Raw genomic sequence first — 18,696 nt, 5'->3', positions numbered from 1 at the left:
GGCGAACGGCTGGACGCCACCGGCGATACGGCGGCGACGTCAGAACCACCGGCCTGCTTCGGCCGCCGGGGCCCGTACCGCCGCCCCACCCCTTCCCGACGCGGCGCTCCCGGTCCGGGCGGTCGCCGGTGGCCGCCGCCGGTTCACCGTGCCACGTGAAGCGCGGATGACGGGCCCACCGGGCGCCCGCCCGGCGCCCGCCGCCGATCGGCGCCCCTCCCCCGCGGCTGCCGGATGGGAGAAGGGACCCCCCCCTTTCCCGCCGTGAGATCGACTCCGTCGGGGCCACAGGGATCTTTCTTCGCCGGGCGTCGGAAAAGCCGGCGCGGGAGCGCTCCCACCCTGGAATCGTGAGACGCGTGAAGAGAGAACCGTTCATACGCCCCTACCGGCCGTCCGACCGCGCTGAGCTCGCGGACATCTGTGTCAGAACGGCGCACGAGGGCCGGGACTCGTCGTCCCTCTATCCCGATCCGGAGCTGATGCCCTCGATATTCGCCTATCCGTACGTGGAGTTGGAGCCGGGGTTCGCCTTCGTCCTGGACGACGGCGCCGGCAACGCCGTCGGGTACGTGCTGGGCGCTCCGGACACCGCCGCCTTCGTCCGGCGGTTCCGCACCGAGTGGCTCCCCCGGGTGGCCGCGCGGTACCCCACCCCCGTGGGAGGGGCCCGCACGCCGACCGAGGAGATGATCGGACTGCTGCACACTCCGGAGCGCATGGTCCGGGACGAACTGGCCGCGTTCCCCGCCCACCTGCACATCGACCTGCTGCCGCCGTGGCAGGGCCGGGGATACGGCCGTGCCCTGATGCGGACCCTTCTGGACGCACTGCGGCGGCAGGGGGTTCCAGCGGTGCACCTCTGCATGGTGCGGGCGAACGCACCGGCCAGGGCCTTCTACGACCGTCTGGGGTTCCAGCCCCTGGCGGTACCCGACCCCGCCCCCCTCTGGTACCTGGGCAGGTCGACGACGACCCCTCTCTGAGAGCCGGCGCCCCTCTGAGGGCCGGCGCCCCCGAGGCGCCGCCTCGGCAGATGGCCGGGGGCGGCGGCCGGGCCCTGGCACCCGAACGGCCACGCACGCCCCTCGCCGGCCGGGGCCGCACCGCTTCGGAGCCCGGCGCCTCCTCACGCGGCGGCACGAGGAGCAGCGGAGGCGGCCTGGCGGGCGCAGCGGCAGCCGGCGCCGAGCCTCCCGCGACCGCTTCCGCCGGCCACCCGGCAGGGCTGGCCGCACTTCGCCACCAGCCCGCCGTCCGCGCCGCCCGAGCCCGGCGCGGCGGCTGGCTGCACGGCGGTACGGCTATGGCTCCGGCTCCGGCTCCGGCGTCAGGACTTCGGCGCGTCGGGGTCTTCCTCCGCCGACGGAAGACGGCTGTGCCCCTCCGCCCAGTTGTTCACCCAGCCGCACACCCCGCACGCGTACCGGCCGTTCAACCCGGACACCTGCGATCCGCACGCCCCGCACACCGTCGTCGTGATGTCCGGCGTCGTCGACGGCACCACAGTCGACTCACCGCTCTGCTCGGATTCCCACCTACTGATCATCGCCACCGGACCCTACCCCCTGTACGCGGCCACCCGCCCCGTCGGCGGAACCGGCGGACCGGGGCCGCTGCCGACCGGCGTCGGCAAAAGCGTGCTCCGCGCACCGGACGAGTACGCCACCCCCACCGTCGACGTGACGCCCCGGGCGGGCCCGCGAGGGGCGCGCGATCCTCGCGCACCAGGGCGAGATCGCGCGCGAGCGCCCCCTGCCCGGAATCCCGCCCGTCTGCCCGAGGAGACCCGCCGCGAGATCATCTCCACCGAGGAGCGCGCCCGGCGCCCCGTCCCGTCCCGGGCGGTCCGCATCAGCTCCTCCCCTGACGGCGCCGACCCTCGCGTCCCTCCCCGTCCCCACCTGGTCCGGCAGGGGGCGGCGCATCCGACACGAACGCGCATTCGCCTGCTCCGAGGGCTCCTGGGCTACATTGGGGCGACCTGCCACAGGGGGTGTGATGCCGCAGATCGAGCTTTCGTCGGGGTCCATCGACTACCAGGACACCGGTGGTGACGGGCCGGTGCTGGTGCTCTGCCACGGCATGCCGATGAACGAGACGCAGTGGCGCAAAGTGGTGCCGCTGTTGAACGGATACCGCTGCATCCTCCCCACGCTCCCCCTCGGCGGACATCGCCGGCCGATGGCCCCTGACGCCGATCTGTCCCAGCGCGGTGTCGCACTGCTCGTGGGGGAGTTCATCGAGCGGCTCGGCCTCGACGACGTGACGCTCGTCCTCAACGACTGGGGCGGCGGCCAGTTCCTCGTGTCGGAAGGAAAGGCCCAGCGGATCGCGCGCCTGGTGCTGGTGGCCTGCGAGGCGTTCGACAACTTCCCTCCCGGGCCCGCCAAAGCGGCGGCCGTCGTGTGCAAGGTGCCCGGCGGCGTCTGGCTGCTGACGCGGCTCATGCGCATCCCCATGTTCCGGAACAACCGCAACGGATACGGCGGGATGAGCCTGCGCGGGGTCCCGGACGAGATCATGGACGACTGGTTCGCCCCCGTCACCCGCAGCAAGGCCATCCGCAGGGACTTCGCCAAGTTCGCCACCTCCGCGCCCAAGCGCGAGACCCTGCTGGCCTGGAGCGAGCGACTGCGTGGCTTCGACCGGCCGGTACTGGTCGTCTGGGCGACGGAAGACAGGTTGATGCCCCGCGAGCACGGCCGCCGGCTGGCGGAGCTGTACCCGCAGGGCCGGCTGGTCGAGATCTCCGACTCGTCCACCCTCGTTCCCGAGGACCAGCCCGAACGACTCGCCGAAGTGCTCACCGACTTCCTGATCCGAACCGGAGCGGAGCCGGTCCGACCCGCGGGCTGAGCCGAGGGGCGGCCGTCGCGGCCGGCGCCCCCGGGTCACCGGGGACCGCGCAGGCCAGGGAGGTGGTCGGCGGCACCGTGCCACCGTGCCCGACAGTGACGCGACCCACCTTCAATCCGCCCACGGACGCCGCTGCGGCGAGCACCGGGGACGGGCCCCGGAGACGGTGCCGGCCGGCGCGCGGGCCGATCCCGGTCCCCTCCGCCCCGCCCTGGCCTGGCCACCCGTCCCGGGCGCGTGTCGACCCGGTGCTCCGACAGGTCCCGCAGGGCCCGGAAGTCGTACCCGCCCCGGGCGCGTGTCGAACCGGTACGTACGGCCGCCGGACCGGCCGGGCTCGCGGCGATCGACCAGCACGACCGCGGCGAGTGGGGCCGGACGCCGTCCGCTGCGCACCCGTCCGGTCAATCGGCGGCGGCACCGAACCACTCGGGCAGCCGGCCGAGCAGGTCCCGCTGGTCCTCACCGATCCACGCCACATGGCCGTCCGGCCGCAGCAGCACCGCCGGCACGTCCAGTTCCTCGCCGGCGTCGACGACGTGGTCGACCCGGTCCGCCCAGCCCGCCACCGAGAGCCGGCCGGTCCGGTCGAGGAGCACCCCGCGACCCGTGCGCATCCGCTCGTAGAGCCGCCCCCGCTCCAGCCGCACGTCCCGCATCCGCCGACCCAGCAGGTCGGGGCCCTCGCCGAGGTCGTAGCGGACGTCGACCGCGGTGATTATCCCGGTCACGTAGCGGTTCACCTCCTCGAAGTCCATCAGCTTCGAGAACAGCTCCCGCAACGCGGTCGCACCCGGATCGGTCCCCAGCAAGGCGATCTGCGCACGGGTGTTGTCCAGTACCCGTGCGCCCACCGGGTGCCGTTCGGCGTGGTAGCTGTCCAGCAGCCCCTCCGGGGCCCAGCCGTTGACCGCGGCGGCCAGCTTCCAGCCGAGGTTGAACGCGTCCTGGATGCCGAGGTTCAGCCCCTGTCCACCGGTCGGCGGGTGGATGTGCGCAGCGTCGCCGGCCAGCATCGCCCGCCCGACCCGGTAGCGCTCGGCCTGCCGGGTGGCGTCACCGAACCGGGAGAGCCAGCGCGGCGAGTGCGCGCCGAAGTCGGTCCCCGAGACGGCCCGCAGCCGCTCCTTGAACTCCTCCAGTGTCGGCGGGACCGACCGGTCCTCGGCCACGGTGGCCGCGGGCACCACGACGCGGTACAGCCCCTCCCCGCTGGGCATGGCACCGAACCGGAGCTGGGTCCTGCGGACCTCCGCGACGACGGCGGCGATCGTCGCCGGGTCCTCGGTCACCTCCATCTCGCCCAGCAGCGTCTCGACCCTGGCCGGTTCGCCCGGGAAACCGACACCGAGCTGCTTGCGCACCACACTGCGTCCGCCGTCGCATCCGGCGAGGTAGCGGGAGCGCAGCCGTGTACCGTCCGCCAGCTCGACGGTCACCCCCTCCTCGTCCTGGCCCACTCCGACCACTTCACAGCCGCGCCGGATCTCGGCGCCGAGTTCGAGGGCACGCTCGTCGAGCAGCCGCTCGGTGACCGGCTGCGGGGTGGCGAGGCCGTAGGGGTGAGCCGTGTCCAACCCGTCCGGCCACGAGGTGGCGATGCCACCGAAGAGGCCGCCGACCTGGAACTTCTCACTGACCGCCAGGAAGCGTTCCAGCAGCCCGCGCTGGTCCAGCATCTCGACGCTGCGCGCGTGCAGGCCCTGTCCGCGGGACTGGTCGGTCGGTTCCGTCGACTTCTCCAGCACGACCACGTGCACCCCGTGCAGCCGCAGCTCGCAGGCCAGCATCAAACCGGTCGGCCCGCCACCGACCACGATCACGTCCACCATCGAATCACCCGTTCCACGCATGGGATTTCGGCCCCGCTCCCCGCGGCGCGTCGGCGCGCGCACCCGCATGCCCCTACACGGTCGGTGCGCGGCACAGCCGCTCGCCCCCCCACGGACCCCGCCGAGCACGGCGCACACACGCACCGACCGGTCATTTCCGCAGGTTCCGGCCTTGGACGGCTATTCTGCGGCACGACCCGGGCCTTGCCACAAGGCCCCCGGTGCGCTATAGGTTGAAAGTGGCAAGGAGTAGGTCCCGCTGCCGGGCGGCCTCCTTGCCTTCGTTCTTCCCGTGCCCTGTACCGTGTCCTTTGCTGCGCCCTGTGCCGTGTCCTCGCTCCGTGCCCTTCCGCTCGACGCCCCGCAGCAGGCCGAGCGGGTGGGCGCGGGCGGTCGCCCGGGGCCCCACCCGCCCGATCCGGCCCGCGGTCCGGGCCGTGACCCGGTCGTACGTCACCCGCCGGCGAGCGGGAACGCGCTACGGCCCGCGGCCACCGCCGGGGGGCCACACCACCCCCGGTGGTCACACGGGGGCCGTCCCCGTCCCCCTCCCGCCCGTCGCCCGCACCGCAGCCGTCATCGGCTACGGCCGCGTCGGCCGCGCACACGCCCGCCACCTGCGTCACGTGCGTCCGGGCATGACGGTGCGCGTCTTCTCCCGCTCGGCATCGGCGAGGCCGACGAAGCCGTCCGGGCGGCCCCCCGCATCGAAGAGGCGGTGGCCGGCGCGGACTCGGTGATGCTGTGCACCCCGGCAGCCGACGACGTACCGGACCCCCGTGACCTGACCGCGGGGGCGGTCGTCACCTCCACCAACGCCCCCGAGGCGCGGGAGATCCCGCCCACGGCGGCGGGGGGCCTCGACGTGTACGTGGACGCCCCCACCAGCCTTCAGGTCACCACCGAGCTGGTGCCGGCCGCCGGATCCGGCTGGGACCCCGCCACGGTACGCGGGGACCCGGCCGGCCTGGTCACCGGCCGCGCCCCACGTTCCACCGGCGAACGCCCGGTGTACTTCCGCTCGTGGGGCTGGGCCTCGAGGACGCGGCCGTCGCCCGGGCCGCCTACGAGAACGACAACGCGACAACCGGGGACGGCCCTGATGAAGATCCGCGAGCTGCGGCGCGCGGGGAGTCAGCGGAGGGCGGCGCAGGCGGGCCGCGTCACCACTGGCAGTGGACGTGGTTGCTGTGGGCCCGGTCGCTGCCCGGGCCCAGGACGACCTTCGCACCGTACGTCTTGCACGAGCTCATCAGCTTCCTGGCCTTCACCAGTCCCGGGCCCTTGGTGGAGACGCGGGAGCCGTTGACGAGGTCGACGTCGAACGCCCGGCCCTTGTAGTGGGCGGAGCCGGCCGAGTGCCGGCCGCCGGCGATCGAGGTGACGCGGAAGGTGAACTTCTTCGACGTGTTCAGCTTCAGCATCGCTTGGAGCATCTTCCCGTTGAGCGCCACCCGGGCACCGCGGGGATGGGCGAACGTGCTGGTGTGGGCGCGCTTGCCGGCTGCCGTGTCCTTGATGTTCGCCCGTGCGGTCGACCGCGGGTCCCGCTTGCCGCTCACGTGGAAGTCGAGCAGGACGATGCCCTTGTTGGCGGCTATCCGCTTCGCGGTGGCCTGCGCCGTGGGCGCCTTGGCCGCCGGTGCGGCGGCCGGGGCGGAAGCGGCGGGCACGGCCGCGCCCGCCACGAGCGACGATGCGAGGGCGACGGAGGCCACGAGCGTGGTGCGGTTCATGGGTTGGAGTGGTCCTTTCGGATGTCTGTGTCGACGCCGGTACCGATGCCGATGCGGCGGCGTCCGGTGACGGACGGCCGGGTCCGTACGGGCCGCCTCGCGAACGGCTGCGCGGCACGATTCGGGAGGCGGCCCGTACACGGACCCGTGCCGGAGCGGAGGCGTGCCGGCCGCTTCCCCTGCGTGCGGCCGGCACCCTCCTCCTCGGTGCGTGTCAACCATGTCGGATCAGCGAGGGGCCGACCGGATCAGTTGACGACCTTGAGCTGCTTCGGCCAGCCGTACCGGTCGGCCGTGCGGAACAGGTCCTGGATGTCCTTCGGCGTGATCTTGATGCAGCCGTAGGAGTAGTAGTCCCCCGCTCCGTCCCAGCGGTACGGACTGTCCTTGCCGGGCTGCTTGGGGCCCTGCTGGCCGTTGGACTTCATCTCGCTGTGGATGAACAGCTCGGTCCGCTTGGTCTTGCCGTTCTTGCAGAGCTTGTCCTGGACGTGGATGGCGTAGCCGTTGATGCCGCGCGCGCCGCCCTTCTTGCGCTTCTCGTGCCCGAGGACCTTGTACGAGCCGTTGGGCAGCCAGCCCTTCATCGTGGCGCACTCGTTCTTGCTGCCGTTGCCGGAGCCGGCCCGGTAGCTCTTGATCACCTTGTCCTTGCCGGGCACGCTCTTCATGAAGTACAGCTTCGACTTGGTGGGGCTGGACTGGTTCTTGTCGAAGAGGAAGTAGTACGTGCTGGTGCTGCCCGCGGCCCGCGTGACCGCCGCCTCGGACACCGCGGCCGCCTGAGGGGCGCCGGTGGAGGCCGGGGCCGCCTGAGTGGGCTGCGCGACGGCCGCGAGGCCGCCCGTCAGCAGAACGCCCGCCAGGGCCGCTGTCGTCAGTCGCTTCACAGTTGAGCTCCTCCCGTGTGGAACCCCCCGTCCGGGGAGCAGGGCCTCATCCTGGAAGGGCAGTCCTGCGCAAACCTTGCCCAAACCTTGCACCCCTGGTCAGGCGGGGCCCGGCGGGATGGCGGCGGGAGAGCGGAGGCGACGGGCGCGGGGACCGGGGCCCTCACCGGAGCACCCGCGCAGGCGGCGGGTGGCGCTCGCCTCCCGCCCTTCCCCGGCCGCCCCGGCGCTCCCCTCCGCCGGCGCCGGGGCGGACGCGTGCGGCGGTTGCTCGCCCCGGTGGGCCGGGGCGAGCGGGGAGCAGCCGAGCCAGGGGGAGGCGGGGTCCGCGTGCGAGGGCTTCGGCGGCGGAAAGCGCCTCGGACCAGGCCGCCGCGGGCGCACCCGGCGCAGAAGGGCCGGAAGGGCATGCGGCGGAGGTGGCCCGGCCCGGCGGCGCAGGGCCCCTACCGGGTACGGCTGGTGCGTGCGTCGTCGGGAGGGTGCGGACCAAGACGGGGCAGGTCCGACCGTGCCGCCTCGGGTGGGCCCGCCCCGGCGGCAGGTCGCGCGGCGGGGCGGGTCGTACGGCGGGGCGGGCCACCCTGTGGCGGCACCACAGGCATCGCCTGGCGCCACCGGGCACCGACTGGCGCAGCTTGGCGCCATACGACGCCATACGGCGCCATCCGACACCAATCGGCGCCATTTCGCGCCATCAAAGACATACATGCACCCATGGCGCCACGATCAACCAGGCCGCCTCTTTCGCATTCCCGCAGCTCAGAGCGGCAAAAATCCCATCCGCCGCCCGCAAGGCGCCGCCCGAACTTGCACATGCGCCATCTTGGTGCCACTATGGCGTCATGGACCTCACTCCGTATGTCGACACTCTCCGCCGCGAGCTCGCGGTAGCCGCCGAAGCCGGCGGGCAGGACGCCCGCGAGCTGGCCGAACGGCTCACCGCCCCCCTGGAGTCGGCGACCCGGCTGACCATGCTCCACGTACTCTCCGCCGCGATGGACGAGATCACCCGTGAGCTCGCCCCCGGCTCGGTCGACGTACGGCTGCGCGGACTGGACCCCGACTTCGTGGTGACGCCACCGCCCGCCGACAGCGGCGCCGCGGAAGCAGCCGCCGCGCCCGCCGAACCGTTCAGAGCCCCGGCCGACGGCGACGAGGGCGGCACCGCCCGTGTCAACCTGCGCCTGCCGGCCCACCTCAAGGCCCGCGTCGAGGAGGCCGCGACCCGCGAGGGCCTGTCGGTCAACGCGTGGCTGGTGCGCGCCGTGTCGGCCGCGATCGAGGGCGGCGCTCGACCGCGTACGGCGGAGAAGACCCGGATCGTCGGACAGAGCTTCACGGGCTGGGTGCGCTAGCCGCTCCCCCGCCCGCACCACTTCACCCCCACCACGTCCCACCAGCGGGGACGCCCTGAAGAGCCAAGAGGACGGGACAGCCATGCCTTCTTTCGACACCCCTGCACCGATCGCGGCCACGGCGCGCGTGGAAGCCGGTTCCATCCAGTTCACCGCGGGCGACCGCCTCGACACCGTCGTCGAGGTGCGGCCCCGCGACCCGAAGAAGGACCTGGACGTGCGGACGGCCGACCAGACCGAGGTCACGTACGCGAACGGCGCACTGACCGTCAGGACGCCCAAGTCCTCCCTGTTCGGCCGCACCGGCAGCGTCGACGTGACGGTCGAACTGCCCACGGGCTCGCACATCGACACGACCGGCGCCTGGACCCAGGTGCTCGGTGAGGGCCGACTCGGCGAGGTCCGCGTGAAGACCTCGTCCGGCGACGTCCGCCTCGACGCGACCGGCCCGCTGAAGCTGACCGCGTCGCACGGCTCGATCAGCGTGGACCGGATCGAGGGCTCGGCCGAGATCACCACCAGCTCCGGCAGTCTGCGCGTCGGCCTCGTCGACGGCCCCGCCGTCCTGAAGAACTCGCACGGCACCACGACCGTCGGCGCCGCGACCGGTGAGCTGCGGGTGAGCGGCGCCAACGGCGACATCGAGATCCGGCGCGCCGAGGGCTCGGTCACGGCCACCACCGCCCACGGCACCCTGCGCGTGGGCGAGGTGGCGCGCGGCAGCGTCCAGTTGGAGACCTCCTACGGCGCCATCGAGGTCGGTGTCCGCGAGGGCACGGCCGCCTGGCTCGACGTCAGCTCCGGCGCCGGCCAGGTGCGCAACACGCTCACCGCGTCCGAGGCCCCGGAGGAGGCCGAGGACACCGTCAAGATCCGCGCCCGCACCCGGTACGGCAACATCGACGTCCGCCGGGCCCGGGGCTGAGCACCGGCCCCGCGAAACCGTCCGCCCACCCCAGTGACCCCACCCTTCGAACGGGAGGACCCATGCCTTCATCTGTCATGCCCATGTCCATATCGGAGCGGGTCGACGGCCCCCGGGCGCCCGCCGCCGTCTCCGCCGTCGGTCTGCGCAAGTCGTACGGCGACAAGACCGTGCTCGACGGCATCGACCTGCGCATCCCGGCCGGTTCCGTGTTCGCGCTGCTCGGGCCCAACGGCGCCGGCAAGACCACCGCCGTGAAGATCCTGTCCACGCTCATCACCGCCGACGGCGGGCGGGCCCAGGTCGCGGGCCACGACATCGCCACGTCACCGGACGGGGTGCGCGCCGCGATCGGTGTCACCGGACAGTTCTCCGCCGTCGACGGGCTGATCACCGGCGAGGAGAACATGCTCCTCATGGCGGACCTGCACCACCTCTCCAAGCGCGAGGGGCGGCGGGTCACCGCCGAACTGCTGGAGCGCTTCGACCTCGTCGACGCCGCCAAGAAGCCCGCCCAGAGCTACTCCGGCGGCATGAAGCGCCGCCTCGACATCGCCATGACCCTCGTCGGCGACCCGCGGATCATCTTCCTCGACGAGCCGACCACCGGCCTCGACCCGCGCAGCCGCCACAACATGTGGCAGATCATCCGCGAACTCGTCTCCGACGGCGTCACCGTCTTCCTCACCACCCAGTACCTGGAGGAGGCCGACGAGCTCGCCGACCGCATCGCAGTGCTCAACGACGGCAAGATCGCCGCCGAGGGCACCGCCGAGGAGCTGAAGCGGCTCGTCCCCGGCGGACACGTCCGGCTCCGCTTCTCCGATCCGTCCGCGTACCGGAACGCCGCCACCGCACTCCGCGAGACCTCCCGGGACGACGAGTCCCTCGTCCTGCAGATCCCCAACGACGGCAGCCAGCGCGAGCTGCGCTCCCTCCTCGACCGGCTGGACTCGGCCGGCGTCGAGGCCGACGCACTGACCGTGCACACGCCCGACCTCGACGACGTGTTCTTCGCCCTGACCGGCTCCACCGTGCCGAGCCGGCCCGACCGGACCAAGGAGGACGTCCGATGAGCTCCCTCCCCCTCGCCGTGCGCGACTCGTCCACGATGCTGCGGCGGAACCTGCTGCACGCGCGGCGCTACCCGTCCCTGACGCTGAACCTGCTGCTCACGCCGGTCATGCTGCTGCTGCTCTTCGTCTACGTCTTCGGCGACGTGATGAGCGCCGGCATCGGGGGCGGCGGGGCGGACCGGTCCGAGTACCTCGCGTATCTCGTCCCCGGCATCCTGATGCTGACCATCGGCGGCACCACGATCGGCAGTGCGGTGTCCGTCGCCACGGACATGACCGAGGGCATCATCGCCCGCTTCCGTACGATGGCGATCCACCGCGGGTCGGTGCTCATCGGACACGTCGTCGGCAGCGTGCTGCAGTGCGTGATGAGCGTGGTCCTCGTCGGGGCCGTCGCGGTGGCCATCGGGTTCCGGGCCGCGGACGCCACCGCCCTGGAATGGCTCCTGGCAGTGGGGCTGCTGACGCTCGTCGCGGTGGCGCTCACCTGGATCGCGGTCGGAATGGGCCTGTCCAGCCCGAACGCCGAGGCGGCCAGCAACAACGCCCTGCCGCTGATGGTCCTGCCGTTCCTCTCCAGCGCCTTCGTACCGGTCGACGCGATGCCGGGCTGGTTCCAGCCGATCGCCGAGTACCAGCCCTTCACCCCGGCCATCGAGACGCTGCGCGGGCTGCTGCTCGGCACCGGGATCGGCCACAACGGGTGGCTGGCCGTCGCCTGGTGCCTCGGGCTGGCCGTGCTCGGCTACCTCTGGTCCGCGTCGCTGTTCGACCGCGACCCGAAGTAGCGGGAGGAGGACCGACCGGAAACCCGGGCCCGCGGGGCCCGGCAGCGGCCCCGCCCCACCCGGATGGCGCACCGGCGTCCCCGGGCGGCGCGCGGGCGGCGCGGAAGCCGGGGCGCCGAATCCGGTACCGGTCCGGCCGGGGCGGACGAGCGGCGTCCCCCTCCGACCGGAGGGGCGCCGGCGCGCCCGTGCCGCGCCGGTCACCCGTATGCCCGGCCACCGGCCGGCATGGGACGGCGCTTTCCGGGGACCCGATGGCCCGAGCGTGGCTGAACACGCCCGGTGCCGTGCCGTACGGCCACCGGTCGCGGCGAGGAGACGGGCAGGGCCTTGAGGTCATGAGCACCATCGAAGAGTCGGTCGACGTCGGCGTCCCGGTCCATGTGGCGTACAACCAGTGGACGCAGTTCAAGACGTTCCCCCGCTTCATGGACAACGTCGAGCGCGTCGACCAGATCCAGGCGGTGATGACCCACTGGGTGACCCGGTTCGGCCCGAGGACGTACGAGTACGACGCGGAGATCGTGGAGCAGGTCCCGGACCGGCTGGTCCGCTGGAACGTCCTCGACGAACCCCGGCACACCGGCACGGCGACCTTCGAGGAGCTCGACGCCGGCCGCTGCCGGGTGACCCTCCGCGTCGACCTGCGGTCCCGGGGGCTCGTGGGGCAGGCGGCGACCGCCCTCGGCCTCGCTCGCCGCGCGGTCCGCACCGCCCTGACGTCCTTCAAGGAGTTCACCGAGGGGCAGGGCCGCGAGACCGGCGCCTGGCGCGGCGAGATCAGCAACGGCCACGTCCAGCCCACCGAGGGCCGGAGCCGCCCCCACGTGCCGACCTGGCCGACCGGCTGACCGCGCACGGACGCCGGGGGACGCAGGACACGGAGCGAGGAGAGGTCACGTTGCACAAGCCACCGAACGAGGAACCGGGCGACGACCGCCTTGAGGTCACCCCGCCCAAGACCTGGGCCGCGGGCGCGCCGGCGGTGTACCACGCGATGAAGTACTCCCTGGACCAGACGTCGGTCCGGCGCACGGGGCTCACGCTGCTGAACCTCAACCAGGTCCGCGGCTTCGACTGCCCCGGTTGCGCGTGGCCCGAGCCCGAACCGGGGCACCGCCCCGTGAACGAGTACTGCGAGAACGGCGCCAAGCACACCAATGACGAGGCCACCTCGCGCCGTGTCACGGACGACTTCTTCCGCCGGCACCCGATCAGCGAGCTGGCCGGGAAGTCCGACCGGTGGCTCAACCAGCAGGGCCGCCTCACCCGGCCCGTGGTCAAACGGCCCGGCTCCGACCACTACGAGCCCATCAGCTGGAGCGCCGCCCTCGACCTGCTCGCCGACGAGTTGAAGGCGCTGGACTCTCCGAACGAGGCGGTCTTCTACACCTCCGGCCGCGCCAGCAACGAGGCCGCGTTCGTCCTGCAGCTCTTCGCCCGCGCGTTCGGCACCAACAACCTGCCGGACTGCTCCAACATGTGCCACGAATCCAGCGGCACCGCGCTCAACGAGACCCTCGGCACCGGCAAGGGCGACGTGTCGCTGCGCGACATCCACCACGCCGACCTCATCCTGACCGTCGGCCAGAACCCGGGCACCAACCACCCCCGGATGCTGACCGCGCTGGAGAACTGCAAGCGCCGCGGGGGCCGGATCGTCGCCGTCAACCCGCTGCCCGAAGCGGGCCTGGTCCGCTTCAAGCAGCCGCAGCGGCCCCGCGGCATCATCGGCCGCGGCACGCAGATCGCCGACCGCTTCCTCCACATCAGGATCGGCGGGGACCTGGCCCTGTTCCAGGCGCTCAACCTCCTGCTCCTGGAGGCGGAGGAGGCCGCGCCCGGCACCGTCCTCGACAGGGGCTTCATCGACGCCCACACTCAGGGCTTCGAGGAGTTCGCCCGGCACCTGCGCGCCACCGTCTCCTGGCCCGAGGTCGAGGAGGCCACCGGCCTGGCCCGCGCCCAGATCGAGGAAGTGCGCGACATGGTCCTCGACAGCGAGCGCGTGATCGTCTGCTGGGCGATGGGCCTGACCCAGCACAAGCACGGCGTGCCCACCATCCGCGAGGTGGTCAACTTCCTGCTGCTGCGCGGCAACGTCGGCCGGCCCGGCACCGGCGCCTGCCCCGTGCGGGGGCACAGCAACGTGCAGGGCGACCGGACCATGGGCATCTGGGAGCAGATGCCGGACCACTTCCTGGACGCCCTCGTCCGCGAGTTCCACTTCGAGCCGCCCCGCGAGCACGGCTGGGACTCCGTCAACGCCATCAGGGCCATGCGCGACGGTCGTGCCAAGGTCTTCCTCGGCCTGGCCGGGAACTTCGTCCGCGCCGTCCCGGACAGCGAGGTCAGCGAGGCCGCCATGCGCAACTGCCGGCTGACCGCGCACATCTCCACCAAGCTCAACCGCTCCCACGTCGTGTGCGGCGAGAGCGCCCTGATCCTGCCCACCCTCGGCCGCACCGAGCGGGACGTGCAGGTCACCGGCGAGCAGTTCGTCACCGTGGAGGACTCCATGAGCCAGGTTCACGCCTCCCACGGCGTCCTCGAACCGGCCTCCAAGCACCTCCTCAGCGAGGTCGCCATCCTCAGCCGCCTGGCCCGCCGCACCCTCGGCGACAAGGTCCCCGTCCGCTGGGAGCGCTTCGAGGCCGACTACGACTGCGTCCGCGACCACATCTCCCGCGTCGTCCCCGGCTTCGAGGACTTCAACACGCGCGTCCGCCGCCCCGGCGGCTTCGGCCTGCCCAACCCGGTCAACGAGGGCGTCTTCCCCACGCCCGCCGGCAAGGCCCTCTTCAGCCGCAACGACTTCGAGGCCCTGACCGCCCCGCCCGGCCACCTGATCCTGCAGAGCCTGCGCTCCCACGACCAGTGGAACACCGTCCCGTACACGGACGACGACCGTTACCGCGGCATCCACGGCTCCCGCCGCGTCGTCTTCGTCAACTGGTACGACATGCGGGAACTCGGCTTGGAGGAAGGCGCACCGGTCGACCTGGTGGGCGTCTGGAAGGACGGTGTCGAACGCCGGGCGGACGACTTCCGGGTGGTCGGCTACCCGACCTCGCGGGGCTGTGCGGCGGCCTACTACCCGGAGACCAACGTGCTGGTGCCGCTGGACAGCGTGGCGTCCTTCAGCAACACGCCGACGTCCAAGGGGATCGTGGTGCGGCTGGAGCCCCGGCGGGAGGGTCGCACGACGGCGCCGACGGCGGAAGGGGAACCTTCGCCCTGATCTCCCGTCCGCGGCCCTCCCGCGTCCCCGGCCGCGCCGCCGGCCGGCGCATCCGCGGGGAGGGCCGCTGACGACGGCACCGGAGGACCGCACGCCCGTCGACGCCTGCCGGCCAGACCCGTCAGCGGACGCCCGCCGCGGGGGCGAAGGGGCCGTCCAGGGCCGCCCACTGCAGGAGGAGGACGGTCTTGCCGTCGGCGATGCGTCCGTCGCGGGTCATGGCGAGGGCTTCGGTGAAGGGCAGTTCGAGGACCTCGATGTCCTCGCCCTCCTCTTCGAGACCGCCGCCGGCCCCGGTGCGGTCGGCCGGGGTGTAGGGGGCGGCGAAGAAGTGGAGGCGTTCGGTGACGGAACCGGGGCTCATGTAGGCGTCGAGGACGTGGGTGAGCGGGCCCAGGGTGACGCCGAGCTCCTCGGCCGCCTCGCGGCGGACGGCGGCCACCGGGTCGTCCGCGTCGAGCAGCCCCGCGGCGGCTTCGACGAGCATGCCGTCGGGGTGGTCGTTGACGTAGGCCGGGTAGCGGAACTGGCGGGTGAGCAGGACGCAGCCGCGCGCGGTGTCGTAGGGCAGGACGACGGCGCCGTTGCCGCGGTCGTAGGTCTCGCGCGCCTGGGTCTCCCAGCGCCCGTCGCGGCGGCGGTAGTCGAAGGTGGTGCGGCGCAGGACGTGCCAGCCCCGGGAGGTGAGCTCAACGTCTCGGACCACGACGCCGGGGTTGCGGTCCAGGTCGCGCCCGGCCCGGTCGAGGCCGGTGCGGCCGCGGTGGTCGGGGGTGTCGATGCCGGGGCGGGGCGTCACGCGGTCTCCTGCGGGATGCGGTGGGGGATCTCGGTCACGTCGTGGTGGACGGGCAGGCCGCGACGGCGGGCGGTGGCGACGTCCTGGTCGGCTCCGGCGGAATCGCCGGGCAGGCGCAGCACGGCGTCGCGGTGGGCGAGCAGGCGGTCGGCGGTCGGGTGGAGCACCTGGTCGGCGAGGGGGCCGGTGGGGCCGCGGCGGCGGAGCGCAGGACGGGCAGGGCGATCCACTCCCCGATCACGGGGAGGTGGCCGGCGGCGAAGACCGGCCAGGCGGCGGCTTCGAGGCGGGCAAGGTCGGCGGCCATGGCCCGGGGGATCGCCGCCGGTGCCGGAGCGGTGGGGGCCGGTGGTCAGGATGAGCAGGGGCTGGTCGGTCATGGGGCGCTACCATACATGCAAGAACATGCAAGAACAGGAGAGAGTGCGCATGCTGGCTGCTGAACGGCGCGATCACCTCCTCGGTCTGCTCGCCCGCGAGGGCAAGATCGTCGCCAAGGACGTCGCCGCCGAGCTGGGGATCTCCGAGGACAGCGTGCGGCGCGACCTGCGCGACCTCGCCTCCGAGGGGCTGTGCCAGCGGGTCTACGGCGGCGCGCTGCCCGTTTCACCGGCCGTGGTGGACTACGCCGCCCGGCAGGCCGTGGCCCCCGACGGCAAGCGACGGGTCGCCTCGGTGGCCGCCGGGCTGGTCCGGCCGGGCAGCGCGCTGATCCTCGACGGCGGAACCACCGCTCTCGCCGTCGCCCGGGCCCTCCCGCAGGACCTGGCCTGCACCGTGATCACCCACAGTCCGACGATCGTCGCGGCCCTGCTCGACCATCCGCGGGCGGAGCTCTTCCTGCTGGGGGGCCGCATCTTCAAGCACTCGGCGGTCGCCTGCGGCGCCGCCGCGGTCGAGGCGGCGCAGAACGTCACCGCCGACCTCTGCCTGCTCGGCGTCACCGGCGTACACCCCGAGGCGGGACTGACCACGGCGGACGCCGAAGAGGCGGCGATGAAGCGCGCCCTGGCCGCACGAGCCGCCGACACCTACGTCCTGGCGTCCTCCGAGAAGGTCGGCGCGGCTTCGCGGTACCGCGTCCTGCCCTGGGAGGAGGTCACCGGACTGATCACCGACGCCGCCCCTCACGACGCGGTCGTCAGGCAGCTCGAAGCGCTCGGCGTGGAGGTCCTGACGGCCAGTTGACCGCTGCGGGCCGGGTACGGGAACACCGGTCCACGGCGCCGCCCGCCGAGGTCCGGCCGCCCGCGGGAGCGGGTGGGCGAGGGGCCCGCCGACCGGGCTCACGGGAAGTACAGAGCGGCCTTCTCCAGCACGTGGCCCGTGAACATGCCGCCCCAGACGACCCGGCCCCGGTACATCGTGGTCCGTACGGCGTCCGGGGCGGTCTCGACGGTGAGGGGCCGGCTGATCAGCGTCGTGTCGAGGATCCGGGCGTCCTGGGCGGCCCACCGGGCAGCCTCGGGCCGGACGCGCGCGCTCACCAGGGCGGGGAGCACCAGTGCTGCGTTGCGGGCACCGGGCATGCCGCCGCGCAGGCCCTTGGCGTGGAGCGCGGCCCACACGGCGAACTCCCCCAGGACGGCCACGTCGACCTCGGGCACGACGGTCGCGAAGACGAACAGCTCGGCCTTCGTCCCGAACCAGCGGATTTTGCGGTCGGCGCGCCGGCCGGCCACCACCCGGCGGCCGTTCCACTGCGGCAGGGTCACCGCGCAGCCGTCGGCCGTCAGGCCGAGGGGTAGAAAAGTCGATCCGGAATGGAGCGTTCACGCTCGAACGCCACGGCGGAAGGAACCGCGATGGACCAGACGGCCGCACAGAAGCTCGTCTTCGCCATGCTGGACGCGGACGGAGACGGCATCGTCTCCAGGGAGGAATACATGGCGCGCACCAGGAACGTGGCGCTGGCCATGGGGCTCAAGGAAGACGATCAGCTCGTCGTCACCGCACGCACCCTCGGCGAGCGGGCGTGGGCGTCGATGGACGCCGACGGCGACGGGGGGATGACCTTCGACGAGTACGCGGCCTGGGCCGGTGCCGAGGCGTTCGACACCGTCTGCGCACCCGTCCTCGGCGCGCTCTTCGACCTCGCCGACACCGACCGGGACGGAGCCCTCGGCCTCTCCGAGTTCACGGCCCTGCGCACAGCGCTGAACAACCCGGCCACCAACGCCGAAGCGGCGTTCGCGGCCCTGGACACCGACGCCGACGGCCGCGTCGGCCGCGACGACTACATCGCGTCCATCCGCGCCCACGTCACCGGCGAGGGCTCTCCCATGGGCAGGGCGCTGTACCACGGGCCGCTCTCCGACGTCCCGGTGTGACGGTCGGCGCCGTAGCGGGGGCCGGCCCGGTGCCCGACGTCGTCGGCCTGGTCGTGCTCGCCCCCTGCCCGGCCGGCGCCCCGGCGTTCGGTCGGTCCCGGCGCCGCCGGCTTGGCCGTGCCCGTCGCCCCGCCGCTCGACCGCATCCCCTCCCGGGCCCACGCCGCCGAGTCGGCGCCCGGTGCCGCGCGCTCCGGGCCCGTTCGGTGCCGCCGGCCATGGGCCGCCGCCGGTTCCGTGCGGCGCCTCGCCGTCCCGGCCGGCCCCGGCCGTGGACTGCCGCGCTCCGCCGCCGAGTCGGCCGCCTTCCGGTCGTCGCCGAGCCGTCCCGGCCGGCGGGTGACCGACGCGTACGGCCGTGACGTCCGGCACCCCGCCCCGTCGCCGCCGTAAAAGAACGATCGTTCTTGACTGATCGTTCTTTTACGGCGTACGGTCACGTCATGGGACGACCGCGCGCCTTCGACACCGAACAGGCCGTCACCACCGCGGCCGCCCTCTTCGCCACCCACGGCTACGAGGGCACCTCGGTGGACGACCTGGTCGCCGCCACCGGCATCCACCGGGGCAGCCTCTACAAGGTCTTCGGCTCCAAACGGGGCCTGCACCTGACCGCCCTGCGCCACCACCTCGACCACGAGATCCACCCGGCCGCCGCCGCCATCGCCACCCTCACCGACCCCGCGCAGGCGCTGGCAGCGGCCATCACCTCCTACGACAGCGGCCCGGCCGCCGGACTCCTCCTCCTCGCCGCCGTCGAACGCGCCCCCCCCACGACCCGGAGGTCGCCTCACTGGTCGCGGAAGGCATCACCGCCCTGGAGGACGCCCTGCGCCCCGCGCACGGCGACGCCGCCCCCCAC

General features: G+C 73.2%; 17 protein-coding genes and 1 pseudogene. 11 read left to right on the top strand and 7 right to left on the bottom strand.

Going from position 1 to position 18,696, the window contains the following annotated elements; genetic code table 11:
• The first annotated feature begins 359 nt into the window (after nucleotides 1–359).
• On the top strand, nucleotides 360–986 hold the full coding sequence (locus AC07D6_RS26310; RefSeq protein ID WP_479048311.1) for an N-acetyltransferase family protein: 627 nt from the start codon (nucleotides 360–362) through the stop codon (nucleotides 984–986).
• 344 nt (nucleotides 987–1,330) lie between these two features.
• Here AC07D6_RS26310 and AC07D6_RS26305 read toward each other — a convergent pair whose 3' ends face one another.
• Entirely contained in the window at nucleotides 1,331–1,549 is a 219-nt protein-coding gene (locus AC07D6_RS26305; protein ID WP_315877549.1) for a hypothetical protein, read from the bottom strand.
• Nucleotides 1,550–2,001: 452 nt separating this feature from the next.
• On the opposite strand from AC07D6_RS26305, the gene AC07D6_RS26300 reads away from it, so the two are divergent.
• Nucleotides 2,002–2,859: an alpha/beta fold hydrolase gene (locus AC07D6_RS26300; RefSeq protein ID WP_479048308.1), complete on the top strand. Its 858-nt coding sequence runs from the start codon at nucleotides 2,002–2,004 to the stop codon at nucleotides 2,857–2,859.
• Nucleotides 2,860–3,263: 404 nt separating this feature from the next.
• Here AC07D6_RS26300 and rox read toward each other — a convergent pair whose 3' ends face one another.
• The 3 genes from rox to AC07D6_RS26285 all read right to left on the bottom strand — a co-directional run bounded on the left by rox (nucleotide 3,264) and on the right by AC07D6_RS26285 (nucleotide 7,317).
• Nucleotides 3,264–4,691, bottom strand: coding sequence for a rifampin monooxygenase (gene rox / locus AC07D6_RS26295; protein WP_479048305.1), 1,428 nt, complete (start codon nucleotides 4,689–4,691; stop codon nucleotides 3,264–3,266).
• A gap of 1,163 nt (nucleotides 4,692–5,854) precedes the next feature.
• The gene (locus tag AC07D6_RS26290; protein ID WP_479048302.1) at nucleotides 5,855–6,427 is read right to left on the bottom strand and encodes an extensin family protein; all 573 of its coding nucleotides are present in this window, start codon (nucleotides 6,425–6,427) and stop codon (nucleotides 5,855–5,857) included.
• A gap of 248 nt (nucleotides 6,428–6,675) precedes the next feature.
• Nucleotides 6,676–7,317 (bottom strand): L,D-transpeptidase, encoded by a 642-nt coding sequence (locus AC07D6_RS26285; protein ID WP_479048300.1) that lies wholly within the window; start codon nucleotides 7,315–7,317, stop codon nucleotides 6,676–6,678.
• A gap of 845 nt (nucleotides 7,318–8,162) precedes the next feature.
• Between AC07D6_RS26285 and AC07D6_RS26280 the strand changes: the two genes are divergently transcribed.
• The 6 genes from AC07D6_RS26280 (at nucleotide 8,163) to AC07D6_RS26255 (ending at nucleotide 14,705) form a co-directional block, all read left to right on the top strand.
• Nucleotides 8,163–8,675 carry a toxin-antitoxin system HicB family antitoxin gene (locus AC07D6_RS26280; protein WP_315877554.1) on the top strand — a complete coding sequence of 171 codons (513 nt, stop codon included), beginning with the start codon at nucleotides 8,163–8,165 and terminating at the stop codon, nucleotides 8,673–8,675.
• A gap of 82 nt (nucleotides 8,676–8,757) precedes the next feature.
• Nucleotides 8,758–9,600 (top strand): DUF4097 family beta strand repeat-containing protein, encoded by an 843-nt coding sequence (locus AC07D6_RS26275; protein WP_479048297.1) that lies wholly within the window; start codon nucleotides 8,758–8,760, stop codon nucleotides 9,598–9,600.
• A gap of 62 nt (nucleotides 9,601–9,662) precedes the next feature.
• Complete coding sequence (locus AC07D6_RS26270) at nucleotides 9,663–10,676, top strand: ATP-binding cassette domain-containing protein (RefSeq protein WP_479048294.1); 1,014 nt, start codon at nucleotides 9,663–9,665, stop codon at nucleotides 10,674–10,676.
• Nucleotides 10,673–11,464: an ABC transporter permease gene (locus AC07D6_RS26265; protein WP_315877557.1), complete on the top strand. Its 792-nt coding sequence runs from the start codon at nucleotides 10,673–10,675 to the stop codon at nucleotides 11,462–11,464. Before AC07D6_RS26270 ends, AC07D6_RS26265 begins: the two co-directional genes overlap by 4 nt.
• Nucleotides 11,465–11,802: 338 nt before the next feature.
• Entirely contained in the window at nucleotides 11,803–12,315 is a 513-nt protein-coding gene (locus AC07D6_RS26260; RefSeq protein WP_315877559.1) for an SRPBCC family protein, read from the top strand.
• Nucleotides 12,316–12,365: 50 nt separating this feature from the next.
• Nucleotides 12,366–14,705: an FdhF/YdeP family oxidoreductase gene (locus tag AC07D6_RS26255; protein WP_479048291.1), complete on the top strand. Its 2,340-nt coding sequence runs from the start codon at nucleotides 12,366–12,368 to the stop codon at nucleotides 14,703–14,705.
• 121 nt (nucleotides 14,706–14,826) lie between these two features.
• Here AC07D6_RS26255 and AC07D6_RS26250 read toward each other — a convergent pair whose 3' ends face one another.
• Together AC07D6_RS26250 and AC07D6_RS26245 are read right to left on the bottom strand one after the other, a co-directional pair.
• Entirely contained in the window at nucleotides 14,827–15,504 is a 678-nt protein-coding gene (locus AC07D6_RS26250; protein ID WP_479048288.1) for an NUDIX domain-containing protein, read from the bottom strand.
• Nucleotides 15,501–15,884 (bottom strand): annotated as a pseudogene (locus tag AC07D6_RS26245) (DUF4406 domain-containing protein). The gene AC07D6_RS26250 and the pseudogene AC07D6_RS26245 overlap by 4 nt, the downstream one beginning before the upstream one ends.
• Nucleotides 15,885–15,933: 49 nt before the next feature.
• Here AC07D6_RS26245 and AC07D6_RS26240 point away from each other — a divergent pair.
• A complete protein-coding gene (locus tag AC07D6_RS26240; protein WP_479048286.1) occupies nucleotides 15,934–16,692 on the top strand; it encodes a DeoR/GlpR family DNA-binding transcription regulator in 759 nt (252 codons plus the stop codon).
• 98 nt (nucleotides 16,693–16,790) lie between these two features.
• Here AC07D6_RS26240 and AC07D6_RS26235 read toward each other — a convergent pair whose 3' ends face one another.
• Entirely contained in the window at nucleotides 16,791–17,219 is a 429-nt protein-coding gene (locus AC07D6_RS26235; RefSeq protein WP_479048283.1) for a hypothetical protein, read from the bottom strand.
• Nucleotides 17,220–17,309: 90 nt separating this feature from the next.
• Here AC07D6_RS26235 and AC07D6_RS26230 point away from each other — a divergent pair, with 90 nt between their 5' ends.
• Together AC07D6_RS26230 and AC07D6_RS26225 are read left to right on the top strand one after the other, a co-directional pair.
• Nucleotides 17,310–17,834, top strand: a complete 525-nt coding sequence (locus tag AC07D6_RS26230) for an EF-hand domain-containing protein (protein WP_479048281.1) — start codon at nucleotides 17,310–17,312, stop codon at nucleotides 17,832–17,834.
• 443 nt (nucleotides 17,835–18,277) lie between these two features.
• On the top strand, nucleotides 18,278–18,696 hold a 419-nt coding region (locus tag AC07D6_RS26225; RefSeq protein WP_479048278.1), incomplete at its 3' end, for a TetR/AcrR family transcriptional regulator.

Source organism: Streptomyces sp. NPDC045287, from assembly GCF_056432325.1.
The sequence above is the reverse complement of the archived record's forward strand: the minus strand, read 5'-3'. Positions and strand labels throughout refer to the sequence as shown.